The organism is Pantoea sp. PNT03 (assembly GCF_014852515.1).
GTDB lineage: Bacteria > Pseudomonadota > Gammaproteobacteria > Enterobacterales > Enterobacteriaceae > Pantoea > Pantoea leporis.
The window spans coordinates 537850-562491 of record NZ_JACVBT010000002.1; the positions used below are offsets into that span (position 1 = coordinate 537850).

Below are 24642 nucleotides of genomic sequence, written 5' to 3' on the forward strand. Positions count from 1 at the left end.
ATAAATTACCTTTAACACTCCAAATATTAAAGTAGTAATTACCGGGCCATAAATACATAGCAAAAACTTTCCTTCAGTAATTAACCACCGTTTTAAAAATCTCTTCATGTTTTCCCCATCAATTTCATTAAAACTGCAGCGATCTCATAATCTGATAGCCATTCGTTTTTAAGTGCGCCTGCACGTATTAATGAAGTTTCAACAAGGAAATACATCATTTCGAGCTCACGAACATATAATGCGTGATAATAAGGCGGATGCATTAACTGCAGGCGCTTCGCGCTGTCTGCTGCATTCTGAACTACACCATATATTCCCAAGCCACCAGCCACAACCCCAACGACTTGTCCAATGTTCCTTCCAATAGGTAGCGTAATGTTAAGTCCCGCTACGACCGCAAGAGTTGCGCCCAGACTAAACGAAGATGAAGTGAGTGTACTTGCAGCGATATGGATGTTAGCCCGCATAAGATGCATTTTTATTACTTCAAGCTGCCGGAAGTTTCTGTTTTGCAGTTGATAATCTAAGTATGTTTTTAGCAGTGAGAAAACAATATTTCGCTCTTTTACTAACTGCGCTACCCCCATCAGGAATCGATTATCCTCAAGCGCCTGTTTTTTACAAACATCATAATACTCATCAGTAAAGCACGATGTATAAAATGAAAGCCGCGTCGCCCCTTTATTAATCTTACTGACCTGATCGGAAACTGCATCAATAACGCCGGAAACGGCGTTGTCGAGCTTTTCTGCCAGAATCCTTTGCGCCTGAAGCTGCTTTATGACCGCATCACTGTGATACATGTATATCCCTGAAATTTCCTCCGTTAACCACGAAAACTATAGGGTAATGGTATAACTCAGGGAAGCTGAAATTTAGCCAGACGTGATCCTTATTCATAAAATAAGGATGTATAAATTCTCACTTAATTGTGTGTTTTACTCATTTCAGTAAAGAAAATACTGAGAGGCGATAGCGTGTGAAATATCTATTATTTAATCCGTGATTGCGTAGAGATGTATATCATTCGTCTTAAGCTTATTAATGCGGAACGGTCGCCATGAATTAATGGCAACCGTACGGTTCAATTCATCACTAATCCGCCATCAACGTACAACGTTTGCCCGGTGACAAATTCGCTCCAGTCGGAGGCCAGAAACAGCACCGGGCCGGTGACATCTTCCGGTCGCGCGATGCGCCGCAGCGGGGTTTGCGCGGTGAGGAAATCGCGCACCGCTTCGCGCGTTGCCTGGCTGGCATCGGTGGGATACACCAGGCCGGGCGCCACGCAGTTTACACGGATCCCTAGCGGGCCCAGCTCCGTCGCCAGCGTGCGGCTAAAGCCGGTCAATGCCGCTTTCGCGGTGATGTAATCGTGGTAAGGCACTGAAGGACGCGCCACCAGATCGCTGGTGAGATTAACGATACTGCCGCGCACGCGCGCACGCATTGAAGGCAGCGCCGCCTGGCAAACGTTATAGGCGGCTTTTACCGCGCCATCGAACTGTGACTGATAGCCCGACCACGACGTTTCCCAGAAACGTGAACGATTTTCAGTGTCGAAAACGTAGGGTGCGAAAGCGTTGTTGATCACGGCATCGAGGCGACCGGTGGCGTTGACGATCTGCTCCATCATCGCGTTGACCTGATGCTCACAGGTGACATCTGCGGCAATAGCCAGCGCATCGCCGCCCAATGCGCGGCACTCCTCAACCACGCCCGCAGCAGCAGCTTCATTGCGCAGATAGTTCACCACCACAAACGCGCCTTCTGCGGCGAAGGCTTTAGCGATCGCCGCACCAATGCCGCGACTTGCGCCGGTCACCAGAACTGTTTGATTGGAGAATTTCATTTTGGCTCCAGGTTGATATGGTCACGCAAAATCTGCAGCGGCGCGATTTATCGCGCACAGCTGATTGATGCGCTATAAATTAGCCGCTACGGTATGTGCGATCTGTTATCGCGTCACTCCGCATACGGTGCGTAACGCTCGGCGGCCGCTTCTGCGCCCTGCTCGATCTCCGTGATGGTCACCAGATCGAGCAAACTAAAGCGTCCATCGTGATGCCAGCCCGCTTCCGGCGAGGTCATATTGCCGAACGCCGCGATGCGCGTAACGCCCACTTGCCCGAGCAGAGCCGAAATGCCGAACAACGCCTGCGGCGCGGCCGCCACGCCTGCGGTTTGCAGAAAATGCCGCTGCTGCGCCACCAAATCGACCACCTCCTCCAGCGCATCCACGCACACCACTTTCAACGTACGGCCCAATGCCGCCGGCGATAAAGGCTCCGCATGATCAACGCTCACCACCGCCCAATTGTCTGCCGCCTCGCCGTAAAGCCTACGATCGCCGCCCAGCGCCCGAATCTCCTCGCCATTACGCCACGCGGCAATGCTGTTGATCTCTTCGCTCGCCAGCGGACGGCGCGGATGTTTGTGCGCCAGCGCGGCGAGTTCATGGGCGATGTAGCTGGCGAACTCATCCGGCGACACCTTGCCGCCGCGCTCGACAAACAGCATTTGCGGCGAGTAACAACCGGCCTGGTCGTAACGCATCACGTCGTAAGCCACGCGACGCGCCAGCTCCGCGCCTTGCCGTACATTCAGCGCCGAACGCGCCACCATTCCGAAGCTGATTTTATGGCCGTGCGGCAGAAAGCGCGTGGTAACTGGCAAACGCTGTTGGATCGCCGCCAGCGTTGAATTTCCGCCATAAGCCACCAGCGCATCGGGCTGACGCAGCCACGTTAGTTCGGTTTGCGCATCGCCGCCTTTCCACCACACCACCGCGATACATTCGCCCAGTTTAGGATCGATCTCCGCCAGCAACTGCGCGAACCAGCTTGCCATCAGCGGCTCATTACCTGGCAGTTTACCGATGGTTCCCGCCTTAACCAGCAGACCGCAAATCAAACTCCACAGCGGCAAGCCCGGCACGTTGCCCGCCCAGATATGCATTAACAATTGCGGGCCAAATGCGCGCGCAAAGCCGCCTTTGGGGCGCGGCTGAAAATCGTCGAGCATCTGCGCATCGGCGAAATCCTCCGCTAGAAAGCGCTTTAACTGCGGTTGACGAAAGGTTTTCAGATAGCCGGTAAGGCCAGGCCGCACCATCTCGGCATCGTAACCGGTGACGATGGGCAGCAGCTTTTCGGCCTTGATGCGCACTGGATGATGACGATCGAGCAGTCGCGCCACCGCTTCATCAATGATGCCCATGATCTGCGCCACGCTCAGCTGCTGGAGATAAGCGCGGGCGTTGGTGCGGATGCGCGCTGCGAGCGCCTTTATCTGCGCGTCATCAAGTTGCGGAACGCAAACCTCGAGGCTTTCGCCACGATGATTGAAACTCAGCGTGTGCCAATGCACTTCGTCAGCGGAGAGGCCCGGCAGATGTCCGGCAATTTCTTTCACGACTGTGCCTGCGCGCTGGCGAGAAACGCTTCCATGGTCAGCGAACAGCCTTTGGCATCAGCGCCGGTCGCACGTCCCAGCAGATTGAATCCGCCGGGCACCCTCACGCCCGCATCTTCCGTTAACAACGCAGACACCGAGTTGAAATGTGCCAGATCGTGATGCACTAGCACGCCAACCTCGCCGTCCGGCACATCATCACCGGTAAGCGGATTGACCACAAGCGTGCGGATCCAGTGCGGCCCGGATTTCACCGGCGGGCAGCGCTCATTGCCCGCGTCATAAAACTGCGTGCTGATTTCCGTCATGCCGTACATGTTGATGCAGTGGGAACGCGGAATGCCGAAGGCATGAGAGAGCGAAGCGTAGAATTCTTCCGCGCCCATCTCGCGCGACTGGCCTTTGAAACCGCCGGTATCGAGAATGCGACTGCCTGCCGGCAGCGCGAAGCGGCGTTTTTGGCGCTGCATGTCATCCAGCAGAGGCACAAAGCTGTAACTGGCGCCCAGCAACGCGTAGGGTTCGCCACCCGCTTCGGCCTGTTCCAGCGCACTGAACAGACGACTGGTTTCGAGGCCATGTTCGCCCACCATCACTTCACTGTCCGGCGTGCCACACTCCTTCATCGCCAAATCAAGATAGGTCGCCAGCGAGGAGTTCGGCATCGCCACGGTATTCGGGAACAAAATGCCCATGCGGATGCGATCGCGGCCCGCCATAAAGCGACGGCGGAAATTGAGCAGCATCGATTTTTTCCACACCTCCAGCGTCGAATGGTAACTGCGCCCTTTTACCGTGCCGGTGGTGCCGCTGGTCATGAAGATCTCGGCTATTTGTTCGGTGGGACGGCAGCTGAGCGTCAGATCTTTGAAGGCATTAATCGGGATGGCGGGAATGTTGCGCCAGTTTTTCACCGTCAGCGGCGTGCGTCCGCGCTGAGTGGCGAAGCGGCGATAAGGGGAATTGTGTGTGAACTGATAAGCGAAGATTTCGAGGGCCAGCTGGTTGAAGTCGTCGTCTGAGCTATCTTCGCGCTGCAGGAATGTCAGCAGAGCCTGGATGATGTGTGTTTCGTTCATGTGCGTCGCCACCTTTGCGATTGCGCAGAGACTCTCAGGCAACGCCTGAAGAGCGCGAACTGTCCGCTACAAAGCACAAAGAGGGAATCAGGGCGCGATATCGCCCTGCGGTTCCGCATCCCTACGCCGGTATTAGCCGGATCAGGTTCGGAGGGTCACTACGTTGCCCGCGCATACACGCCAGCCGGTAGAATCTCAGCCCCTTAACAGAGCACCCCTTGGAACAAGCCGCAGTCTAGGATGGGGCGCGATGATGTGTCAACCATGTTAAATACGCGTGAAAATTTGAGCTGCCCGGCATAAATCACGTCATGTCTTATACTCAGAGCATGAGTATTTGCGGAGGTGAAGTATGGCTGGCGGTTGGTCAGAAGACGGTGCGGTGCACAAACAAATTGATGCCACGGTAGATGATGCGGTGGCCCGCGCTCGTGAAAATCTCGGGCACGGTGAAAGTGCTGAATTTTGCGACGAGTGCGGCGAACCGATCCCGGAAGCGCGTCGCGCAGCATTGGCTGGCGTGCGTTACTGCGTGAATTGCCAGAGCAAGATCGATAAAAAACAGGCGGCGATCAGCGGTTATAACCGCCGCGGAAGTAAGGATAGTCAGTTGCGGTAGTTATTTAAATTAATGATTCACTAACACCGGAATGCGCACCTGAATACACAGGCAATTCATTGCTACGTGGTATTGCAGGTGAATGCTTAATCAATCAGTTCAACGTCTGCGTCATGCTAAATCCGATTAGCTCTCAAATTAATAACCGCACATACCGTAGCGTCGCGATGTATCGCGTAATGCTTGTCAGTTAAGCAAGCATTTTGCTTTTAATCTGGTGCGGGCGCTGCCACATCTGCTGCGGCAAATGAGCCCTTTTTAGCAGCACTCACTGAAGCTTCCGAGCAGGCCGGGGACGCTTTTGGACCGGCAATCCGCAGCGCTGAACGAAGCGAGGATGCCAGGAGAGCCCGCAGGACGCGGGCGAAAGGCGGAGCCGGGACAAGGAAGTCCCGTCTCCGCCGGTCCGTCAGGCAAACGAGCGAAGTGAAGGTACCGCTCTCGCGGCGCGAGGACCGCCGGACCAAAAGTGGCCCCCGGCCTGCGCACTCGTCGTTGGCTTAACTTACAAGCATTACGCGATGTATCGCGCGTTTCCATAGCGGCAGCACGCAGACGCATAAGCGCTTAAACCTGCATTACGCGGCCTCAACCGGCTGGCAAATCTCCAGAATGGCCAGCAGATAGATGCGCACCATGTCGAGGAATTCACTGATTTCAACGCGCTCATCCGGCATGGTGTTGTATTTGCCGCCTGGCCCACAGACGATCCCTTCCATGCCCGCATGCTGATAGAGATGTGCCGCATCGGTGCCGAAGAACGCCGGAGGCGTGATCACGCCGGTGGGCTGTTCGGTGCCGCGCACGGTTTTCCAGCCGCGATTCACCGCTTTGACGATGGCGGACTCCGGTGACACTTCGAACGGTAACATGGTGGGTTTATCACGAATGCCATCATCATAAAGCTCGGCTTTCAGGCCCGGATAGCGTTGGCATAAGGCATTCAGCAGCGCCTGCAGATCAGCGAGCACACCTTCCACCGTTTGTCCTGGCGCGAAACGTGCCGAGCCTTTTAAGCGCACAAAGTCAGCCACCTGCGGCGGTCGCCACTCTTCCAGATCGCGGCCTAACGCGCCATGCACGGTACCGATATGCCCACGATTAATCTTGCGATGCTCAGCGGTTTTCGCGCCGCTAAAGGTTATGCCGTTAATCTGCGGGATCAGCTCGACGGCGGCGCTGATCGCATCCACCGCTTCTTCCCGTTTTGACAGATGCCGCGTATCGCCAGTGAGCTCAATAGTAAACATCAGCGAACCGGCGTGCATGGTCAGCGCTTGCAGATCGGTGGGTTCGGCATTGATGAAGTAGTCGGCGCGCACACCTTGCTCAATCGCCGCCAGCGTACCAATGCCGCCCTGCAACTCACCCACCACATAGGTCAAAATCACATCGCCTTTCAGCTTTACACCGGCATCAATCAGTGTTTTCAACGCGCAAAAATAGGCGGCATCGCCCGCTTTCATGTTCGAAACGCCAATACCGTAGATAAACTGTTCGTCGATTTTTCCTTCCCAGGGATCGACGGTCCAGCCTTCGGTGACTGGATTGGTATCCAGATGTCCGTTGAACAGCAGGCTTTTGCCGCCGCCGCTGCCTGCCAATCGTCCGATGGCATTCAGCCTGTCGCCGGGCACGTTCTGCAGTTCGGTTTCCAGGCCCAGCTGCGCCATCTGCGCGGCCATGTATTTCGCCAATTCACGCTCGCCATCGGTGGCGCTGTAGCTTTTGTGCTGCACCATTTTTGCCAGGAATGAGAGGCAAAAATCGCGATCGATATGATGAATCAACTGTTCAGGCTTCATGTTTCTCTCGTCATGCAACGGACTTGGATAAGTCGGGAATATGCACCGCATCAAGCAGTGCACGGGTATAAGGATGTTGCGCCAGCGCCGTCATGTTGTCGCCGGGCAGCACTTCCACCACGTCACCGCGATACATCACGGCGACACGATGGGCGATTTGGCGAATCAGGTTGAGATCGTGGGTAATAAACAGATACGCGGTGCCGTAGCGGCGGCGCAGTTCCAGCAGCAGCTCGATAATGGTGGCCTGCACCGAGACGTCGAGCGCGGCGGTGATCTCGTCACAAATCACCAAATCCGGCGGATTGGCAAAGGCACGGGCGATTGCGACGCGCTGCTTCTGCCCGCCGGACAGGGCATGCGGATAACGCTGCGCAAACTCCGCCGGCAAACGCACTTCCTGCAGCAGGCGCGCGACCGCCTGCGCCTCGCTTTCACCTGCGGGTAAACCATACAACCGCAGTGGCCGTGCGATGATTTCGCCAATGGTCATGCGCGGATTCAGCGAGGCATCAGGATGCTGGAAAATCATCTGCACGCGGCGGCGATACTCTTTATCCATTTGCGCCCGGCCATGCAGCGCGTAGCCACAAAAGTCGAGCTCGCCGCTGAACGGCACCAGGCCGGTAATGGCTTTACCGAGCGAGGATTTGCCGGAACCCGATTCACCAACCACGCCGAGAATTTCTCCCTGATGCACGGTGAGCGCAACCGCATTGGCGGCGCGCGTGGTATTGCCTTCACGCTTCAGTAGACGATCAAGAAAACCTTGTTTGCCGTAATCGATGGTCAGCTGCTTCAGGCCGAGTAACGGTTGGTTGCCGGGCGCGTCCTGCACCAGCCGGTGCTGCGGATTGGGTACCGCCTCAATCAGCTTGCGCGTATAGGCGTTTTGCGGCGCGTTAAACAGGCTGCGCGTGTCGGCCTGTTCGACAATGCGTCCCTGTTCCAGCACACAGACGCGATTAGCCACTTTGGCCACCAACGCCAGATCGTGCGAGATGTAGAGCGACGCAACGCCGGTCTCTTCGCGCAAACGCTCGTACAGATCGAGGATTTGCGCCGAGCTGATCACATCCAGCGCGGTGGTTGGCTCATCAAAAATCATGCAGTCCGGCTGGCAGGCAAACGCGGTGGCGATCAGGATGCGCTGCTTCTCGCCACCCGACACCTGATGCGGATAGCGGCGCATCATGCGCGCCGGATTTTTAAGTTCAACGTCGTGCAGCAGCGATTCGCCCATCTCCTGCGCTTCACGCGCCGATAAACCACGATGCCGGCGTAACACTTCGGTGACCTGCTCACCCAATGTCAGCGTGGGATTGAGCGAGGCGCTGGGATCCTGAAAAATCATGCCGAGTTTGGCACCGCGCAGCGCTGTCAGTTTGGCCACGGGTAAAGTCAGCAGGCTCTCGCCGTTGAGACGAATATCGCCCTGCAACTCGCGCGCATTGCCCGCCAGCCAGCGCATGATCGCCCAGCCGAGCGTGGTTTTGCCGGAACCCGATTCGCCCACCAGCCCCAACACTTCGCCGGGCATCACCTGCAGGTTGATGTCACGCAGTACCGGTAGCGCATGTCCTTTGGCTAACGCGTAATCGAGGCTGTAATTTTCCACCGACAGCACCGGTGTAAGCTTGTCACTCATCAGTGGCTCCTTGGGTTGAGCACATCACGCAGCCCGTCACCCAGTAAATTAAACCCAATGGCGACCAATGCGATGGCGAGGCCCGGAATCATCATCATCCACGGCGCATTAAAGAAGTAAGCGCGCGCTTCAGAGACCATCAATCCCCATTCTGGCTCTGGCGGCTGCGCGCCCAAACCCAGAAAACTCAGGGTGGCAAACAGCATGATGGCGAAGGCGACGCGAATGGTGGCTTCCACGATGATCGGCGCCAGAATATTCGGCAGCATTTCTCGCAGAATGATGTAGTGCCCGGCTTCGCCGCGCGCGATGGCGGCGTTGATGTAATCCTGCTGGCGGGCCGCCAATGCCACGCTGCGCGAGATGCGCACCATGCCCGGCACAAAGGCGATAGTGATCGCCAGCACCGCGTTCATGCTGCTCTGCCCAAGCGTGCTGACAATCAGCAACGCAAACAGCAGGCTGGGAATCGCCATCACCGCATCCATGGTGCGCATCATGAACTCATCAAATTTGCCGCCCAGATAGGCGCTGGCGGTACCGAGCACCGAACCGATTACCATCGCCAGCGCGATCGCCAGCAGCGACAGTAGAATGGTTGAGCGTGCGCCCACCATTACGCGGCTGAAGATATCGCGGCCCATCTGATCGGTACCAAACCAGTGTTCCGCGCTGGGCGGCTTATAGCGCGTCAGGATAGAAATTGATTCGGGATCAAAAGGCGCGACGTGGGCACCGCCCACCACCATCAGCAGCGCCAGCAAGATAATCAGCACGCCAGCGGCACCCTGCGGTGAACGCAGCAAACGTTTCAACATATCAGGCATAGGAGATCCGCTTATCGAGAGTGACATAGGCCAAATCAGCCAGGAAGTTCACCACTGAATAGGTCGCGGCGAGAATCATCACGCCAGCCTGAATGGTGGGCAGATCGCGCGCCTGCACGGCGACAATCAGTTCGCGGCCAATGCCGGGAATGGCGAAGATCTCCTCCACCACCACAATGCCGCCCAGCAGATAACCAACATCCAGCGCCACAATAGTGATGGTCGGCAACAAGCCGTTACGCAGCGCATGTCGCCAGAGAATGCGGCGACGCGATAAGCCTTTCAGCCACGCGGCGCGGATGTAATCGGTATGCAACACATCAACCATTTCTGAGCGCACCATGCGCGAGACGTGCGCCACCAGAATCAGCGCCACGGTCACCGAAGGTAGAATCAGGTGCTGGATCCCGCTGACGACGTTCTCACTGAGCGGCACATAGCCGGTGGCGGGCAAAATCTGCCAGACATCAGCAAACAGCAGCAGCACCAGCGTGGCGGTGACGAACTCCGGGAAGGAGATGCCGATATAGGAGATGACACTCACCAGCACATCGGCGGTTTTGCCACGGCGCACCGCCGCCCAGATGCCGAGGGGTATGGCGATAATCAGCATCAGGATTAAGGCGCACACCGCCAGCAGCAGCGAGCGTGATAATGCCGTCAGCAGCGTCGGCGCCACTTCAAGGCCATTGCGCATCGATACGCCAAAGTTGCCTTGCAGCGCCTGCGTCAGCCAATGCCAATATTGCAGCCACGCTGGGGCATCCAGCCCCAGACGTTCACGCACCGCCGCTAGCGCTTCCGGCGTGGCGTTTTGTCCCAGCAAGGTGACAGCCGCATCGGCCGGTAACAGTTGCGTGATGCCAAAAACCAGCAGCGACACCACTAACAAGGTGTAAACCATCAGCAGAAGGCGTTTGAGCAGATAACTTGCTGTCACGTTCGCTCCTTACGCTGCGCGCTTCGGCGCTTTGTCGGTTAACCAGATATGGTCAAGACGGAATACCGCACCGCGCGGATGCAGATGATATCCGCCGACATAATCACGGCTGGCGGCGAGCAGATCGAAGAAGGTCGGGATCACCGATGGCACTTCGTCATGCATCAGCTGCTGCGCTTTGCCATACAGCGTGGTGCGCTGTGCTTCATCACGGGTTTCACGCGCCGCACTTACCGCTTTATCAAACTCCGCGTTGTTCCAGCGCGTTTCATTCCAGGATGCGGTTGAGGTGTAGAGCAGCGAGAACACCGCGTCTGGCGTCGGCTGCATGTTGTAGAAGCCAACGTAGAAGTTGCCCTTCTTCCACACCTGATCGAGATAGGTGCTGTGCGCCATGGTCTGCACGTTGATGCGGAAACCGCCCTGTTTCGCCATCTCGCGCAGGGCGATGCCCAGCTGCGTGCGGGTGGCCGGTTTGTCGGAGGCGATAAGTGTTAAATCGATCCCGTTGGGATAACCGGCCTCCGCCAGCAGCGCTTTGGCTTTGCTGTAATCCACCGCTTTTTTCGCCAGGTTGGCGAAGAACGGATACGCGCCGTTAATCGGCGTGTCGTTGCCCGGTGAACCCAGGCCATCCGCCACGAAATCCACCGACGCCTGACGATCAACGCACAGTGCCAGCGCCTGACGTACCCGCACATCGTTAAACGGTTTTTGGTCGCAGCCCATGTTCACATTGAGGAACTGACCGGAGGCCACACGCAGCGGCAGCACGCCGGAAGATTTGGACAGGCGCGCGAACTCGCTCGACTGCGCGCTCAGCATCAGATCGGTGTCACCGGAGATCAGCGCGGAACTCTCCGCGATGCCATCGGGATAGACCATCACTTCCACGCCATCCAGATAGGGACGCGCCGGATCGTAGTAATGCGGATTGCGCTTCACCACAATTTTGCGTTCTGGATCGTAGGAGACCAGCTGGAAAGGACCGGCGCCGAACGAGGCTTTGCTCAGCTTGTCATACTGGCCTTGCGCGATACTGGCGGGGATGATTTTCGCATCCGGATAAGCCAGCATCACCGGCAAATCGGCGTAAGGCGCATCAGTTTCAATCAAAACCGTGTTGGTATCTGGCGCGCTGACGGCGTTAATCGGCCCAATGTTATGCAGTGCTGGCGAGGCATTTTTCGGATCGAGCAGCGCCTGCAGGCTGGCGACCACATCGGCGGAAGTCAGCGCGGAACCGTCGCTGAACTTCAGGTTCGGGCGCAGGGTAAACGTCCACTGTTTAAGATCGGCGCTGGCCTGCCAGGATTGCGCCAAATCGGCTTCGGCTTTCATCTCCTGCGTCAGACGCGTTAAGCCGCTGTACAGCAGTTCCGCTACCAGATATTCCGGGTTGACGCGCACCTGATGTGGATTTAACACGCCGACGGCTTGATCAACGCTGATGCGCAGCACACCGCCTTTACGCGCCGTGCCGCCCGGCGTGGCGCTCGCCACCTGCGCGGCATGGGCCGAGAACGACCAGGGCAGCATCGCTGCGCCCGTCAGAGCGGTAGAACTGGCGATAAACTGTCTGCGGTTTAACCCTTTCATTGCGCACATCTTCTCTTCCTCGTGATTAGTTAATTACCCTGGATTGGCTGAAAATCATCGGCGAGATACGCCAGAATGGACTGCGAAAGTGCGATCACATCTGCCAGCGTGGTGTACTCATCGGCGGCATGAATGCGGTTGTCAGGACGGGCGAGGCCGCCGAGTAAAATCTCCTGAATCCCGGCTTGCTGGACCCAGCCCATATCGGAACTGGTGGACGATCCCCAGGGTTTGAATTCGCTGGGTTGGAAGCCAAAACCCTGACTCAGCGCCGCCTGCCAGCGCGGCCAGTGCGGACCGTCCGGATTAGCGACCGGCGCCAGATGGCCAATCATTTGCAGCGTGACGTCGAGCGCGGGGCTGTCGCGCATCGCACTTTCCACACAGTGCGTCAGCTCCTGCCACACCGCGTCAAAGCGCTCTTCCGGCGCGTAGCGGCGGTTAATCAGCAGCTCAAACCGTTCAGGAATGGTTGATCCTTTGCTGCCGCCCTGCGCAGCGGCCAGCGTTAACAGTGACGTCAGCGGTTTGCCGTGATAGTGCGGCGGAGAAGGCATCGCCGAGGTGCGTTGTTCCACCTCGAGCTTCAGCTGATAAAGCGCGTTCATCATTGGCAGCGCCGCTTCAATAGCATTAACGCCGTTAACCGGATCGCCGGAGTGCGCCGAACGTCCGGTGATAATCACTTTGAGATCGATGCTGCCAAAGCAACCGGCCCAGATACGCGGCACCGCGCCGCCGTTGAAACTGAGCAGGTGACCGGAGAAAAGCTGTTGTTCCGCCAGATAACGAATGCCGGGATACAAGCCGCCCTCTTCATCGCTACACAGCAGAAAAACCGGATTAAAACGCAGCGGGATGGCCGCCGCCTGTGCCGCGCGCACTGCCGCCATCGCGGCAACGATGGTGCCTTTCATGTCTGCCGCGCCACGCCCAAACAGCTTGCCATCTGCTGCGGTCAGCGTGAGCGCTGGAAAACGCCAGCCATCGCCGGCGGGCACGGTATCGGTGTGGAAATAGAGATTGCAGTTTTCAGCGGCACCAGCATCAAGTGATGCCAGCAAATTGACGCGTTCACCGTACGCGCTGCCGTCCGGTGCCTGCCATAAATGTTCCGGCACGGAGAAGCGCGCAAAGTGAAAATCCAGCGGTGCTAACAAGTGCGTCATCAGGTCAGCAAATGCGCCATAACCGTTGCCTGGCGGGAAGCAGGTATCCACCTCCAGCATCTGTTTAAGGTCATCCGTCATTTGCGCGCCGTCATGAGCAATCATCGCTAATGCGTTGTTAAAGCGTGGATTTTGCATCATAGGATTATCGTCTGTTGTATTTCTATATAGTTTATAGATAATGCAATTCAACGACTGAGGTCAATCGGTAATCGGAAACATGCAAAAAAACTATGACGCGAACCACGCTCAACCGTTCGCCAGACTCAGCGAAGGTGAAGGTGCGCCGCTGTACGAAGTGGTCAAGCGCCATATCAGCGAATCGATCCTGCAAGGTGAACTGCCCGCAGGCACGATTTTGCCGAGTGAAAATAGCCTGGCGGCGAAGTTTGGTGTGTCGGTGGGCACAGTGCGCAAAGCGCTGGCGGCGCTGACCACGGAAGGCATGCTGATGCGACGCCGCAAAACCGGCACCGTGGTAACCGGCTGGGCGCCGCTGCACAATCTCAGCCACTTTTTCCAGTATTTTCGCCTGCATGATAAAACCGGCGGATTGCTGCAATCCGATACCCGATTACTGGATTATCAACTGAGTCTTGCCAGCGCCGACGAAGCAGAGAAACTGCAAATTGGTCAGGGCGATGAAGTGATCCGGCTGAAGCGTTTGCGTCGCGTGAAGGGCATCGCCGCGATGCATGAAACGCTGGTGCTGCCCTCGGCGCGACTGGCCGATTTCCCAGCAGCCGATCAGTTACCGCCGCTGCTTTATCGCTATTTGTTTGAGCGCTACGACCTGCGCGTCGCCGCCGTGCGTGAACAAATTACCGCTACGCTGGCGAATGAAGAGGATGCGGCGCTGCTGGAGCTGAGTTTGCCGCACGCCGTGATGGTGATTGATGAAGTGTCGTTTGATCAAAGTGCCCTGCCGGTAATTTTGGCGCACCACCGTTTTAGTACTGAACACTTTATGTATGCGAATGAGATCCGCTAAGCGCGCGGCATGAACCGCCATCTGAGTAGGGTTAAACAGCGCAGATGCGCCGGGTTTCTGGCTGTTTCGGGAAAATGTTCTAAGCTATTTAGGTAGTTAAAACTTATTCCACTGAAAGGAACTCATCACGATGAAAAAAACAGTACTGACAACGGCATTTCTTGGAACTTTTATGGCAATGACATTGACCGCTTGCTCTTCAAATCAGGCGATTAAGACCACCGACGGACGCACGATTGTGACGTCTGGTAAGCCGCAAATCGACAGTGACACGGGCCTTGTTTCTTACAAGGATGCGCAAACCGGTAAAACTGAGCAGATCAATCGCGACAAGATTACCAACATGAGCGAACTGGATAATTAATATCCTTTTAACAGCCTGGAGAGATTAATGAAAAAATCAATTTTGCTTTCTATTACTGCGCTTATTGCCCTGTCCGCTTTAACCGGATGTACGCGTACCTCGTACGCCATCCACACCAATGATGGACGCACCATCGTCACCGATGGCAAACCACAGGATGCTGAAACCGGCCTGCTGGGTTACGTCGATGCCAATGGCGTGAAGCAGCAAATCAATAAAAGTGACGTGAAAGAGATCTCTGAAGTTCCGCATTAATAATCTTTCTCACTCAAGCCGCCCGCTGTAGTGGATTTCCTTACAGCGGTGCGGGCTTAAACACCATTAAATCTTAAAAAGTATAGGTCACCGCCGCTGTTGCGGTCAGCTGATTCTGCCTGAACACGATGGGACTGTCCGCCGCGTGATCGTCCAGCCACGTGTAGCCCGCACTTAACGCGCCGCCCCAATGCTGGGTAAACTGATGACTCCATGTCAGGTCGGTTTCTACCCCATAAAATCCCGCTGCCGGTGAGTAAGTCGCATAGCCACTTTTCACGCTTTGACGCGCACTAACGCCGTACCAGGTTTGCATGTAACGCGCATCCCCAAACAACGCGGACGTCTGCAAGGAAAGGCTATCCTGCTGGCTTTGCAGCGGAATTAATGTTACCGAGGTGCGATAATTCACGCCCTGACTGTCTGTCAGCGGCAGCACGGCTTTCGCTTCGAGGACCAGCCACGGCGAGACCGCCCAACCGGCCGCAATAGCGGTGTTGAGTGTGGCATTGATCGTGCCCATGCCACGCAGCTTGTCAGAACCGTCGCGCCAGTCGGAATCCTTGTCTGCCCTGCCCAGGCCATATCCCAGCGAATGCTCCAGATACAGGCCGCTGTCGTTTTGCAGATCGTAGCCGACCCCCTTTTGCGAATCGACGAAAAAGGCGCCTTTTCTCGCCTGCAACATCGGCACCGCTTGCCAGCGTTGCTTATCTGCGCCGCTGTATGTCGGCGTGGTCTGCGCGCCCACACCAATCATCACGCCATCCTGCGCTGCGCTGTCATCAGCGCGGCTGCTGGTACTGATACTGACCAGTAACAAACAGCCACTGTACAGCGCCTTTTTTCTCGTTATCATCGTGTCACCTCAGTTACCCATCTGTTTTTAGCCCCTTGCCCGGGCGTTGCGTCACGGATTGGAGTATCCCGAAGCATTGTCAATAACGTGCCAGGGATTTATGAAGAAACTGTCAAGGTGAGCCATGAACAACAGACGAGTATTGGTTATTGAGGATGATGCAGACGCGGCAGACGTGCTGGAAGCCTATCTGCTACGTGAAGGATACGCCGTGGAGATTGCCGGCGATGGGCATAGCGGACTTGAGCGCGTTGAGAAGTGGAAACCCGATCTCATTCTGCTCGACATCATGTTGCCCGGCATGAACGGCACCGAGGTGCTGGCTGCCGTGCGACGCCGCGCGGACACGCCGGTGATTATGATTACCGCGATGACCGACACGCCCGACAGAATCGGCGCGCTGCGCTTAGGCGCGGATGACTACGTCGTGAAACCCTATCATCCGGGCGAAGTGGTGGCGCGCGTGCAGGCGGTGCTGCGCCGCAGCCGGGCGGCCGTTGCGGAGGATGAAGTGCTGCGCTGGCAGGCGCTTGAGGTCAATACCGCCGCGATGACTGCAATGGTCGCGCAGCCAGAGCAACAGCCAACACGCGTTGAACTCACGCCAACCGAATTTTCCCTGCTGGTGACCCTGATGCGAGCGCCGGTGCGCGCACTCAGCCGTCACTATCTGATCGAAACCTGCATGCCTGAAAGCGAGGCGCTGGAAAGGGTGATCGACACACACGTTTACAACCTGCGTAAGAAGCTCGAAAACGCCGGTTTATCCGAGATATTACTCAACGTGCGCGGCGTGGGTTACAGGTTCAGACAGCCATGAAAAAGTCACCTCCTCAAACGCTGTGGCGCTGGATCTGCGTGCGTATTTTGACGCTGGCCATCGTCACGGTGATTGCCGTCGCCGGCATTATGTTCCTGCGCTTTGCGCTGCAAAACCTGTGGATCATCCACCATATGCCGCCGGCGATGCGCCAGGAATTTCTGACACTGCGTGCGCATCCGCAAACCAATCTGCCACGCTTCCACGAGATCGTTGATGAACGCTGGGGCGTGCGCTACTCCGATCCTTCGGTGGGTGCCGCTGACTGGCTGATGGTGATCATCCTGATTTTCATCATTACGCCGTTTGTTGCCTTCACCGTTCTGCGCAACGCCCGCCCGCTGGCGTTGCAGTTTAGCCACCTGAAAAAAACCGCTGATCGGGTATCCGAAGGGCAGTTTGGTTCCGCCGCCACCATTGTAAAAAGCGCGCCGGCGGAGCTGTTGCACTTCGCGCACGACTTTAATCGCATGAGCCAGCAGCTGGCGCTCTACGATCGTGAACTGCGCGCCTCGCACGTGGCGCTGGCACACGAACTCCGTTCGCCGCTGACGGCCGCCATTGGCCGGTTACAAGGTCTGCTGGATGGCGTGTTTCAGCCCGAACCGCAGCAGATGGAGATGATCATGAAACAGCTGCGCCACATGAGCCGACTGATCGATGAGCTCCACCTGCTGTCGCTGGCCGACGCCGGGCAACTCAAGTTGGATCTGCATGAGATCAACCCCGGAGAACTGGCGCGGGAGCGCGTGGCCTGGGTGCGACCGCAAGCCGAAGCCAGCGGCATGATCATCAGCGTGGCAGCAGACAGCACGCTCACCTGCCGCGCCGATCCCTTCCGCCTGGGTCAGGTGTTTAGCGTGTTAATTGAAAATGCGTTGCGCTATGGCAAGCCTGCGGGACAGTTGCAAATTATTGCCCGCGCAGTGCCGGGAGGTTGCAGCATCGAATTCAGGGATGATGGCCCCGGCGTGGCGCCTGAATTTCTGCCCGAGATGTTTGAACGTTTTACGCGCGGTGAATCCTCGCGCGCGCGCCACTCAGGCGGTAGCGGGCTTGGCCTGTCGATCGCTCGCGCCATCTGCGCGGCGCACGGCGGCAGGATCAGCGCCAAACTACCCAAAGAGGGCGGCCTCAGCCTGGCGATTTTCCTGCCGGACGTCAGTCCGGCACCGTTTTAAGCGCTCTTGACAGGATCTTGACTCGCCGTACAACGAATCTCGACAGTTAGCCGTTTTAATGGCGCCAAATCCTTGTACGGAGTGGCGCCATGACTGACTCTTTCACCGGCCTGGTCAAACAGGCCGCCGACCATCTTATCGATGCACAACGCCTGATAACGTTGCTGCCATTGTTGCCCTGCATGGTGGCCATCGCCTTGTCGCTGACTGCCTGCGGGCCACGCGATCCCTTACCACCCGCGCCTCCCCGACCGGTAAAATTCATCACCGTGAAGCCCGCCCTGCAAGGGCAACAGGTGCAGATGACCGGCGATATTCATGCCCAAGACGAAACATCATTGGGTTTCAGGCTGGATGGGCGGATTCTGACGCGCCCTGCCGAAGTGGGCGATCGTGTTGACGCCGGTCAGGTGCTGGCAACGTTAGAGAGCAGCACTACCGCCAATGCGTTACGCAGCGCGATGGCGGACACCGACAGCGCGCGGGCAGCTGAACGCGTTGCGGCGCTGAATCTACATCGTATGAAACAGTTGATGCCTTCCGGTGCGATTGCACGGGCGCAGCTCGACAGCGCGCAATCCGATTGGCAATCCGCTGCGGCGCACCTGCAAAGCAGCGAAGCCGCACTCAACAGCGCGCAGGAAAATCTACGCTGGACGCAGCTGACGGCTCCTTTTAGCGGCGTGATCACCGCCGTCAGCGCCTCTGCCGGACAGGTCGTGAGCACCGGTCAAACGGTGATGTCACTGGCAAGCGGTGCGCGGCGGGATGTGGTTCTGGATGTGCCTTTCCCGGCAGCATTTTCCTCGCTCCCCAGCTATGCCTTTCGCGTAACTCTGCTCTCTTCACCGGCGATCGCCGCGCAGGCGCATCTGCGCGATATCAGCCCGCAGGCCGACCCGCAAACGCGGACCTGGCGGGTTCGATTAACGCTAGACGATCCACCGCCAGCGATGCTGTTGGGCGCCAGCGTCAGCGTGGCACTACCGGAGAGCGATCCCCGCACCTTTATCCTTCCTGCATCCGTGCTGACGCGCCTGGCGGACAAACCGGCGGTGTTTGTGCTGGATGCGCAGCGCGGCAAGGTCACACGCCGCACGGTGGTGATTTCCCGCTTCACCGCCAGCGAAGTCTATATCGCCAGTGGTCTCACGGCAGGCGAAAGCGTGGTCACGGCAGGCGTCAGCACACTGCGCGATGGCGAAGCGGTTGCGCGGGGAGATGAGCAGCCATGAGTGAACCTTCCGCTCGCGATAAATTCAACCTTTCCGCCTGGGCGCTGGCTCATCAACAGCTGATGGCTTTTCTGATGCTGATGATCCTTAGCGCTGGCGTGCTCAGCTATCAGGCGCTGCCGCGCAACGAAGATCCCGCCTTTACCATCAAAACCGCCGTGGTCTCCGCGCAATGGCCCGGTGCCGATCTCGACGATACGGTGCAACTGCTGACTGAACCGCTGGAGAAAAAGCTGCAGGAAGTGCCCTATCTGGATTACGTGCAGAGCGAAACGCATCCCGGAAAAACCGTTATCTTTGTCAATCTGCGCGACAGCACGCCACCCGGCAAAGTGCAGGACATCTGGTATCAGGTACGCAAGAAAATGCAGGATGTCAGCTCCGCGCTGCCTGCGGGCGTTGCGGCACCGGCGGTCAATGATGATTTTGACGATACTTTTGGCACGATTTACGGTTTTACTGCTGAAGGATTCAGCACGCGTGAACTGCGCGATCGCGTTGAGTCGATTCGCGATCGGCTGATGAGCGTACCGGATGTCGGCAAAATTGCGTTGCTCGGCGTGCAGGAGCAGCAGATTGTGGCGAGCTTCTCTCCGCGCACGCTCGCGGGAATGGGCCTGAGCCTGCAACAGGTCACCGATGCCTTGCAGGCGCAGAATGCCTTGTCACCCGCAGGCGTCATTCGCACCGACAGCGATAACATCGCGCTGCGCGTCAGCGGTGCCTTCAACTCGGAACAAAGCCTGCGCGCCGTGACGCTGCACATCAACGATCGCTACATTCCCCTGACCGATATCGTCACGCTGACGCGTGTGGCGGCGGAACCGCCAACGCCGCTCTATCGCGTCAACGGTAAGCCAGCGATTGGGCTGGCGATCTCCATGGCGCCGACCGGCAATATGCTGGATTTTGGCCACGCGTTAACGGACAAAATGTCGCGGATTGCCAGCCAACTGCCGCACGGAATTGAGGTAACGAAAGTGGCGGATCAGTCGCGGGTGGTCAACGACGCGGTCAGCGGATTTGTGCGGGTGCTCGGTGAAGCCATCTTTATCGTGCTGGCCGTCTCTTTCGTCTCGCTCGGGCTGCGTGCCGGTTTAGTTGTGGCGGCGGCGATTCCTCTGGTGCTGGCGATGACCTTTACCGGCATGATGCTGGCGGGCATTGGGCTGCAACGCATTTCACTTGGCGCGCTGATCATCGCGCTGGGGTTGTTGGTGGATGACGCGATTATCGCCGTGGAGACCATGGTCGCCCGACTCGAAGCCGGTGATTCCCGCTGGCGCGCCGCTACCGTAGCCTTTGAAACCACCGCATTTCCGATGCTCACCGGCACGCTGGTGATGATTGCCGGTTTCATTCCCGTCGGCTTCGCCGCGTCCGGCGCGGGGGAGTATTGCTACTCGCTGTTTGTGGTGGTGCTGATTTCGCTGCTCAGTTCCTGGGTCGTTGCGGTGCTGTTCTCTCCGCTGACCGGCAGCTGGATCCTGTCATCAAGGCCAGGTAAACCGCACGCTGAGCCCGGTTGGTTGCTGCGCCTCTATCGCCGTCTGGTTTCACAGGTGTTACGCCATCGGGGCTTGACGCTCGGCCTGGCGGGCGCATCGCTGCTGCTCGCCATCTGGGGCATGAGCCACCTGCAGGGCGAGTTTTTCCCGGCATCCGATCGCCCGGAGCTGCTGGTCAGCCTCACGCTGCCGGCGAACGCCTCGCAGGCGCGCACCTTAAGCGTGGTAGAACAGCTCGAAGCGAAACTCAGCGGCAACACCAATATCGACCATTTCTCCTCCTATAGCGGCAGCGGCGCCGTGCGTTTTTATCTGCCGATGGACGTGCTGAACGATGATGAAAACATCGCCCAGCTGGTGGTGGTAGCCAAAAATCTGGCGGCGAGGGAGCGGTTGAAAGCTGAACTCGATCGCCTGCTGGCACGCGATTTCAGCGATGTGGTGACGCGCGTATCGCCGCTGGAACTGGGTCCGCCGATTGGCTGGCCGATCCGCTATCGCATCAGCGGGCCGCACTACGAGCGGGTGAAACAGTATGCGGAAAAGCTGGCCAGCATCCTCGGGCAATCCCGCGCGACGCGCAGCGTAAACCTGACAGCGGGCGAGCCGGAACGCGTCATCACCTTTGCGGTGAACCAAACCGTAGCCCGCGCGGCTGGCGTCTCTTCACAGGATATCGCGCAGCTGCTGAACCGCGTGTGGTCCGGTCAAAGCGTGACTACCGTGAGAGATCATAACCGGCTGGTTGATGTGCTGTTGCGCGCCAACGATGCTGACCGGCTGGATTTAACCAGCCTTGCTGCGTTGAAACTGACCACCGCGTCAGGCGCGAAGATTGCCATCGGCCAGGTTGCGACACTGCAGTGGGGATTGCAGGATCCGGTGATGTGGCGTCGCCAGGGTTTTCCCTATGTGGTGGTACAAACTGATGTAGCGGCGGGCATGCAAGCGGAGACCACATCCGCGCAGCTCAGCGCAGATGTCCAGCAGCTGCGTGCCGGATTAGCGCCGGGTTACACCCTTGATGAAGAGGGCACGGTTGCCGAATCGGATAAAGGTAACGGCTCAGTGTTTGCCGTTTTGCCGGTGACGTTGTTTGTCATGCTGATACTGCTGATGGTGCAGCTGCAACGCGTATCGCGCATGTTGCTGGCATTGGCGATGGCGCCTTTTGGACTGCCTGGCATTGTTCTGGCAATGCTGCCCAGCGGCACGCCGATGGGATTTGTCGCCCTGCTCGGTATGATTGCGCTGGCTGGCATGATCATCCGCAACGCGGTGATCCTGATCATGGAAGCCGATAGCAATCTGCGTGCTGGCATGTCGCGCAATGATGCAGTAAGCCAAGCGGCTGAGCATCGTGCCCGCCCGATTCTTCTCACCGCCTGCGCCGCGATTTTAGGCATGATTCCCATCTCACATCAGGTGTTTTGGGGGCCGATGGCCTACGCCATCATTGGTGGATTGCTGGTGGGAACGCTGATGACGCTGACGGTGTTGCCCGCTGCGCTCAGTCTGGTGATGCAGCGTGAATCAGCGTCTTCCGCTGAATGAAAAAGGGTTGGCTGGCGTTGCGCCAGCCAACTTACGTTAACGTGCCAGGCGCCAGCCGCGTGTCAGGCGCTTCTCTATCTCCACCAGCACAAAGATCCCGGCGCTCACCGCCAGCGAAATTAGCCAGTATTTGAACGGCAATGGCGCGGTGCCAAACAGCGTATTCATCAAGGGAACATAGATAATCATCGCCTGCAGCGCGATAAGCACCACGGTGACCAGCCAGATGCCACGGTTTTTCAGCAAACCGGCATCCAGCGAGAATCCGTTGCTGTTACGGCAGTTCAGCATGTAAACCCACTGCGCGGTGACCAGCATCTGCAGCAGCACGGTGCGGATGAACTCCGGCGTATAGCCGCGCGGCTGGAGCCAGGCTTCCAGCACAAAGGCGCTAATCGAAATCAGCAGGCCGACGAAGATGACGCGCCAGATGGCGTAAGCGTCCATCACCGGGCTGCGTGCGTTACGCGGCGGGCGGCGCATGATGTTGCGCTCTGCCGGTTCAAATGCCAGACCAAACGACAGCGTTGCCGAGGTCGCCATGTTCATCCACAGAATCTGCACCGGTGTTAGCGGCAGCAGGTTGCCCATCAGAATCGCAATGATGATCAGCAATCCCTGCGCGAGGTTGGTCGGCATGATAAACAGAATGGTTTTCTTCAGGTTATCGTAGACGCGTCGGCCCTCTTTCACTGCCGCCGCGATGGTGGCGAAGTTGTCGTCGGCGAGGATCATATCCGCCGCCTCTTTGGTCACTTCGGTGCCTTTGATACCCATCGCGATACCAACGTTGGCCTGCTTCAGCGCGGGCGCATCATTGACGCCATCACCGGTCATGCCGACGATCTCACCGCTGCTCTCCAGCGCTTTCACCAGACGCAGCTTATGCTCAGGGCTGGTACGGGCAAAAATGTCGTATTTACGCGCAGCCACGCCCAACTCGGCATCATCCATGTGCTCCAGCTGGTAACCGGTGATGGCAGAATCGCTGTTACCAATGCCCAGCATCTGGCCAATCGCCATCGCGGTTTCCGGGTGATCGCCAGTGATCATCTTCACGCGAATCCCTGCCTGCTGGCAGTCGCGAATCGCGGTGATGGCCTCCGGACGTGGCGGATCCATCATGCACGCCAGGCCCAGCATCTTCATGCCGTTGCGTAAATCCTCATGCTCGATGTGGTGCTGCGCTTCCGGCAGCCAACGCCACGCGGCGGCGACGGTGCGCAACCCTTCGCTGGCGTAGGTGGTGATCGCCGCTTCCCAATATTCGCGATCAACCACTTCCGCATCGGTAGCACCCTGCTGCTGCTGACACAGCGACAGCAACACATCGGGCGCGCCGGTCATTAGCAGGCACGGTTTGCCATCAATCAGGCAGCTCACCGCCATGTATTTGTAGGCCGAGTCAAACGGCAGCTTGCTCAGGATCTGCACCTTGTCATTGTGAATGCCCGCCTTGGCGACCAGCACTTTCAGCGCCCCTTCCGTTGGGCCACCGACAATGCCCCAGTTGCCGTTGGCATCCTGACGCAGCTGGCTTTCGTTACAGATATCCACCACCTGCAGGAAGCCCTGCATCAGCGCATCGCTCTGCTGGCCCGCTTCAAGGGTGAATTCGCCTTTGGGTTCATAGCTGTTGCCGCTGATGCGCCACTGGCTGTTCGCCAGCACCACCGCTTTCACCGTCATCTCGTTCATGGTCAGCGTGCCGGTTTTATCCGAGCAGATCACCGTCATGGCACCGAGCGTTTCGACCGTCGGCAGCTTGCGAATGATGGCGTGATTGCGTGCCATCGACTGCACGCCAAGCGACAGAATGATCGAAATAATCGCCGGTAAACCTTCCGGCACCGCCGCTACCGCGAGGCTGATCACCGACAGCAGCAGCTCCGTCACCGCGATGTCGCGCAGCAGATAACCAAACACAAACAGCGCCGCCATCATCAACATGATGATGCCGAAGATGGCTTTTCCGAGTTTGTCGATCTGCACCAGCAGCGGGGTTTTCGCCTCTTCAATCGCGGAGATCATCGCATTGATGTGGCCCAGCTCGGTGTCGCCGCCGGTGGCGATCACCACGCCCAGCGCGGTACCTGAACTGACGGTGGTGCCGGAATAGGCCAGATTCAGGCGATCGCCGAGCCCTTTTTCACCTTCAAGTGCCACGGTGTTCTTTGATACCACCGTGGATTCGCCGGTCAGAATCGCCTCTTCGACACGCAAGTTATGTACCTCGAACAGCCGCAAATCCGCCGGGATCTTATCGCCAGGACGCAGCATTACCACATCGCCGACCACCAGATGCTGTGTAGCGACGGTGATCTGCTGGCCATCGCGCAGCACCATGGCATCGCTCGACATCATGTTCTGGATGCTTTTCAGCGACTTTTCGGCGTTGCTTTCCTGAATGAAGCCGATCAGGGCGTTGATCACCGCCACGCCGAGAATCACAAAGGTATCCACCCAATGGCCCATCACCGCGGTGATCACCGCCGCAGCCAGCAGGATGTAGATCAGTACATCTTTGAAATGCGCCAGAAAACGCATCAGCAGTGACTTATCCGCCTTTTGCGGCAGCACGTTCGGCCCGTTGGCATCCAGTCGTTGCTGGGCGTCGGTGCTGCTCAACCCCGCGGGTGAGCTGTTGATGGCTTTAAATACGGCGGCGTTATCCTGCTGATAATAGGGACGCGCGGATGCTTCCGGACGTTTTGGCTGAATAGGAATAACGGTCATAATTAACCCCGTGACATTGAATTGAAAATAAAAAAGCGT

At 57.6% G+C, this 24642-nt stretch carries 20 protein-coding genes and 1 riboswitch; of the genes, 8 read left to right on the forward strand and 12 right to left on the reverse strand.

Features of this window, described 5'->3' with window-relative positions; translation table 11 throughout:
* Nucleotides 1-104: 104 nt before the first annotated feature.
* The 4 genes from IB226_RS10530 to IB226_RS10545 all read right to left on the reverse strand — a co-directional run bounded on the left by IB226_RS10530 (nt 105) and on the right by IB226_RS10545 (nt 4493).
* Nucleotides 105-803, reverse strand: coding sequence for a hypothetical protein (locus IB226_RS10530; RefSeq protein ID WP_192235204.1), 699 nt, complete (start codon nt 801-803; stop codon nt 105-107).
* 281 nt (nt 804-1084) lie between these two features.
* On the reverse strand, nt 1085-1852 hold the full coding sequence (locus IB226_RS10535) for a 3-oxoacyl-ACP reductase (protein WP_192235206.1): 768 nt from the start codon (nt 1850-1852) through the stop codon (nt 1085-1087).
* 113 nt (nt 1853-1965) lie between these two features.
* Nucleotides 1966-3414 carry an acyl-CoA reductase gene (locus IB226_RS10540; protein ID WP_192235208.1) on the reverse strand — a complete coding sequence of 483 codons (1449 nt, stop codon included), beginning with the start codon at nt 3412-3414 and terminating at the stop codon, nt 1966-1968.
* Entirely contained in the window at nt 3411-4493 is a 1083-nt protein-coding gene (locus IB226_RS10545) for a long-chain fatty acid--CoA ligase (RefSeq protein WP_192235210.1), read from the reverse strand. The genes IB226_RS10540 and IB226_RS10545 overlap by 4 nt, the downstream gene beginning before the upstream one ends.
* 101 nt (nt 4494-4594) lie before the next feature.
* Nucleotides 4595-4722: riboswitch (TPP riboswitch) on the reverse strand.
* Nucleotides 4723-4845: 123 nt separating this feature from the next.
* Between IB226_RS10545 and IB226_RS10550 the strand changes: the two genes are divergently transcribed.
* The gene (locus IB226_RS10550; RefSeq protein ID WP_008110643.1) at nt 4846-5112 is read left to right on the forward strand and encodes a DksA/TraR family C4-type zinc finger protein; all 267 of its coding nucleotides are present in this window, start codon (nt 4846-4848) and stop codon (nt 5110-5112) included.
* 578 nt (nt 5113-5690) lie between these two features.
* On the opposite strand, the gene IB226_RS10555 is transcribed toward IB226_RS10550, so the two are convergent.
* Genes IB226_RS10555 through IB226_RS10580 form a run of 6 tightly spaced genes read right to left on the reverse strand, consistent with a single transcriptional unit; the run spans nt 5691 to nt 13241 of the window.
* Nucleotides 5691-6917 carry a M20 family metallopeptidase gene (locus tag IB226_RS10555; RefSeq protein WP_192235230.1) on the reverse strand — a complete coding sequence of 409 codons (1227 nt, stop codon included), beginning with the start codon at nt 6915-6917 and terminating at the stop codon, nt 5691-5693.
* 10 nt (nt 6918-6927) lie between these two features.
* A complete protein-coding gene (locus IB226_RS10560; protein ID WP_192235232.1) occupies nt 6928-8565 on the reverse strand; it encodes an ABC transporter ATP-binding protein in 1638 nt (545 codons plus the stop codon).
* Complete coding sequence (locus tag IB226_RS10565; RefSeq protein ID WP_192235234.1) at nt 8565-9392, reverse strand: ABC transporter permease; 828 nt, start codon at nt 9390-9392, stop codon at nt 8565-8567. The genes IB226_RS10560 and IB226_RS10565 overlap by 1 nt, the downstream gene beginning before the upstream one ends.
* Complete coding sequence (locus IB226_RS10570) at nt 9385-10332, reverse strand: ABC transporter permease (RefSeq protein ID WP_192235236.1); 948 nt, start codon at nt 10330-10332, stop codon at nt 9385-9387. Before IB226_RS10570 ends, IB226_RS10565 begins: the two co-directional genes overlap by 8 nt.
* A 9-nt stretch (nt 10333-10341) precedes the next feature.
* Nucleotides 10342-11940 (reverse strand): ABC transporter substrate-binding protein, encoded by a 1599-nt coding sequence (locus IB226_RS10575; protein WP_192235239.1) that lies wholly within the window; start codon nt 11938-11940, stop codon nt 10342-10344.
* A gap of 20 nt (nt 11941-11960) precedes the next feature.
* Nucleotides 11961-13241, reverse strand: coding sequence for a M20/M25/M40 family metallo-hydrolase (locus IB226_RS10580; protein ID WP_192235242.1), 1281 nt, complete (start codon nt 13239-13241; stop codon nt 11961-11963).
* 79 nt (nt 13242-13320) lie between these two features.
* On the opposite strand from IB226_RS10580, the gene IB226_RS10585 reads away from it, so the two are divergent.
* The 3 genes from IB226_RS10585 (at nt 13321) to IB226_RS10595 (ending at nt 14710) form a co-directional block, all read left to right on the forward strand.
* Nucleotides 13321-14091, forward strand: coding sequence for a GntR family transcriptional regulator (locus tag IB226_RS10585; protein ID WP_192235244.1), 771 nt, complete (start codon nt 13321-13323; stop codon nt 14089-14091).
* A 130-nt stretch (nt 14092-14221) separates the two neighbouring features.
* The gene (locus tag IB226_RS10590) at nt 14222-14455 is read left to right on the forward strand and encodes a YgdI/YgdR family lipoprotein (protein ID WP_176972737.1); all 234 of its coding nucleotides are present in this window, start codon (nt 14222-14224) and stop codon (nt 14453-14455) included.
* A gap of 27 nt (nt 14456-14482) precedes the next feature.
* Nucleotides 14483-14710: a YgdI/YgdR family lipoprotein gene (locus IB226_RS10595; RefSeq protein WP_101761264.1), complete on the forward strand. Its 228-nt coding sequence runs from the start codon at nt 14483-14485 to the stop codon at nt 14708-14710.
* Nucleotides 14711-14783: 73 nt separating this feature from the next.
* Here the strand turns inward: IB226_RS10595 and IB226_RS10600 are convergent, their stop codons facing one another.
* Entirely contained in the window at nt 14784-15569 is a 786-nt protein-coding gene (locus IB226_RS10600; RefSeq protein WP_101761263.1) for a MipA/OmpV family protein, read from the reverse strand.
* A gap of 124 nt (nt 15570-15693) precedes the next feature.
* Here IB226_RS10600 and IB226_RS10605 point away from each other — a divergent pair, with 124 nt between their 5' ends.
* The 4 genes from IB226_RS10605 (at nt 15694) to IB226_RS10620 (ending at nt 21867) form a co-directional block, all read left to right on the forward strand.
* Nucleotides 15694-16389 (forward strand): response regulator transcription factor, encoded by a 696-nt coding sequence (locus tag IB226_RS10605; RefSeq protein WP_101761262.1) that lies wholly within the window; start codon nt 15694-15696, stop codon nt 16387-16389.
* Complete coding sequence (locus tag IB226_RS10610) at nt 16386-17570, forward strand: cell wall metabolism sensor histidine kinase WalK (RefSeq protein WP_110867128.1); 1185 nt, start codon at nt 16386-16388, stop codon at nt 17568-17570. Before IB226_RS10605 ends, IB226_RS10610 begins: the two co-directional genes overlap by 4 nt.
* Before the next feature lie 89 nt (nt 17571-17659).
* On the forward strand, nt 17660-18805 hold the full coding sequence (locus tag IB226_RS10615; protein WP_192235246.1) for an efflux RND transporter periplasmic adaptor subunit: 1146 nt from the start codon (nt 17660-17662) through the stop codon (nt 18803-18805).
* Nucleotides 18802-21867: an efflux RND transporter permease subunit gene (locus IB226_RS10620; protein WP_192235248.1), complete on the forward strand. Its 3066-nt coding sequence runs from the start codon at nt 18802-18804 to the stop codon at nt 21865-21867. Before IB226_RS10615 ends, IB226_RS10620 begins: the two co-directional genes overlap by 4 nt.
* A gap of 36 nt (nt 21868-21903) precedes the next feature.
* Here IB226_RS10620 and IB226_RS10625 read toward each other — a convergent pair whose 3' ends face one another.
* Nucleotides 21904-24603 (reverse strand): cation-transporting P-type ATPase, encoded by a 2700-nt coding sequence (locus IB226_RS10625; protein WP_192235250.1) that lies wholly within the window; start codon nt 24601-24603, stop codon nt 21904-21906.
* Between the last annotated feature and the right edge of the window lie 39 nt (nt 24604-24642).